The following is a 2,824-nucleotide window of genomic DNA, read 5'->3' on the forward strand; positions in this document are numbered from 1 at the left end:
TTTGGTTAAGCTAATAAGAGCACACGGAGGATGCCTAGGCGCCAGGAGCCGAAGAAGGACGTGGCGAACAACGATAACGCCTCGGGGAGCCGTAAGCAGGCTTTGATCCGGGGATGTCCGAATGGGGAAACCCACGCATCGTAATTGATGCGTACTCACTACTGAATACATAGGTAGTGCAGAGGCAGACGAGGGGAACTGAAACATCTAAGTACCCTCAGGAAAAGAAAACAAAAGTGATTCCGTCAGTAGCGGCGAGCGAAAGCGGATTAGCCCAAACCAGGGGGCTTGCCCCCTGGGGTTGTGGGACGTCAATGTGGGAAAAGTTTGTTAGGCGAAGCGGTCTGGAAAGGCCGGCCAGAGAGGGTAACAGCCCCGTAACCAAAAACAAACGTATCCCTAGACGGATCCCGAGTACCGCGAGACACGTGAAACCTCGTGGGAATCCGGCAGGACCATCTGCCAAGGCTAAATACTCCCTGGCGACCGATAGTGAAGCAGTACCGTGAGGGAAAGGTGAAAAGAACCGCGGGAGCGGAGTGAAAAAGAACCTGAAACCGTGTGCTTACAAGAAGTCAGAGCCCGTTCATGGGTGATGGCGTGCCTTTTGTAGAATGAACCGGCGAGTTACGTTTGCAGGCAAGGTTAAGGCGAGAAGCCGGAGCCGCAGCGAAAGCGAGTCTGAATAGGGCGCTTAAGTTTGCAGACGTAGACCCGAAACCGTGTGATCTACCCCTGTCCAGGGTGAAGGTGCGGTAACACGCACTGGAGGCCCGAACCCACGAATGTTGAAAAATTCGGGGATGAGGTGGGGGTAGCGGAGAAATTCCAATCGAACTCGGAGATAGCTGGTTCTCCCCGAAATAGCTTTAGGGCTAGCCTCGGGAGATGAGTCGTGGAGGTAAAGCACTGATTGGGTGCGGGGCCCGCCAAGGGTTACCAAGTCCAGTCAAACTCTGAATGCCACAGACTTTATCCCGGGAGTCAGACAGTGAGTGCTAAGATCCATTGTCAAGAGGGAAACAGCCCAGATCATCAGCTAAGGTCCCCAAGTGTGTGTTAAGTGGGAAAGGATGTGGAGTTGCACAGACAACCAGGATGTTGGCTTAGAAGCAGCCACCATTGAAAGAGTGCGTAATAGCTCACTGGTCGAGTGACTCTGCGCCGAAAATGTAACGGGGCTAAACACACCACCGAAGCTATGGCTCGAGCATCGAAGATGCTCTTGGGTAGGGGAGCGTTGTAATCGGGTTGAAGTCGGATCGTGAGGACCGGTGGACTGGTTACAAGTGAGAATGCCGGTATGAGTAACGAAAAGATGAGTGAGAATCTCATCCGCCGTAAGCCTAAGGGTTCCTGAGGAAGGTTCGTCCGCTCAGGGTAAGTCGGGACCTAAGGCGAGGCCGAAAGGCGTAGTCGAAGGACAACAGGTTGAAATTCCTGTACCACCGTGAACCGTTATGAGCAATGGGGTGACGCAGAAGGATAGTGACGCGAGCTGATGGATGCTCGTCCAAGCAGTGAGGCTGATACGTAGGCAAATCCGCGTATCGTAAGGCTGGGCTGTGATGGGGAGGGAAAATTGCAGTACCGAAGGTCATGAGTTCAAGCTGCCAAGAAAAGCCTCTAGCCAGGGAGAAGGTGCCCGTACCGCAAACCGACACAGGTAGGCGAGCAGAGCATGCTAAGGCGCTCGGAAGAACTCTCGTTAAGGAACTCGGCAAAATGACCCCGTAACTTCGGGAGAAGGGGTGCCTCGGTAGGGTGAATAGCCCGAGGGGGCCGCAGTGAAAAGGCCCAAGCGACTGTTTAGCAAAAACACAGGTCTGTGCGAAGCCGCAAGGCGAAGTATACGGGCTGACGCCTGCCCGGTGCTGGAAGGTTAAGGGGAGCGGTTAGGAGCAATCCGAAGCTGTGAACCGAAGCCCCAGTAAACGGCGGCCGTAACTATAACGGTCCTAAGGTAGCGAAATTCCTTGTCAGGTAAATTCTGACCCGCACGAATGGCGTAACGACTTGGGCGCTGTCTCGACGAGAGATCCGGTGAAATTTTAATACCTGTGAAGATGCAGGTTACCCGCGACAAGACGGAAAGACCCCATGGAGCTTTACTGCAGCTTGATATTGGACTTTGGTACGATCTGTACAGGATAGGTGGGAGCCTAAGAAGCCGGTGCGCCAGCATCGGTGGAGGCGCCGTTGGGATACCACCCTGATCGTATCGGAGTTCTAACCTGGTACCGTGATCCGGTACGGGGACAGTGTCAGGTGGGCAGTTTGACTGGGGCGGTCGCCTCCTAAAATGTAACGGAGGCGCCCCAAGGTTCCCTCAGAATGGTTGGAAATCATTCGAAGAGTGCAAAGGCATAAGGGAGCTTGACTGCGAGACAAACAGGTCGAGCAGGGACGAAAGTCGGGCTTAGTGATCCGGTGGTACCGAATGGAAGGGCCATCGCTCAACGGATAAAAGCTACCCTGGGGATAACAGGCTTATCTCCCCCAAGAGTCCACATCGACGGGGAGGTTTGGCACCTCGATGTCGGCTCATCGCATCCTGGGGCTGAAGTAGGTCCCAAGGGTTGGGCTGTTCGCCCATTAAAGCGGTACGCGAGCTGGGTTCAGAACGTCGTGAGACAGTTCGGTCCCTATCTGTCGCGGGCGCAGGAAATTTGAGAGGAGCTGTCCTTAGTACGAGAGGACCGGGATGGACGTACCGCTGGTGTACCAGTTGTTCCGCCAGGAGCACGGCTGGATAGCCAAGTACGGACGGGATAAGCGCTGAAAGCATCTAAGCGTGAAGCCCCCCTCAAGATGAGATTTCCCA

General features: G+C 54.6%; 1 rRNA gene. It reads left to right on the forward strand.

The features are described from left to right. Positions 1-3: 3 nt before the first annotated feature. A 23S ribosomal RNA gene (locus tag ACFQI7_RS37670) occupies positions 4-2,824 on the forward strand; the annotation flags it as partial.

The sequence above is a fragment of the Paenibacillus allorhizosphaerae genome (genome assembly GCF_042659105.1).
Taxonomy (GTDB): domain Bacteria; phylum Bacillota; class Bacilli; order Paenibacillales; family NBRC-103111; genus Paenibacillus_G; species Paenibacillus_G allorhizosphaerae.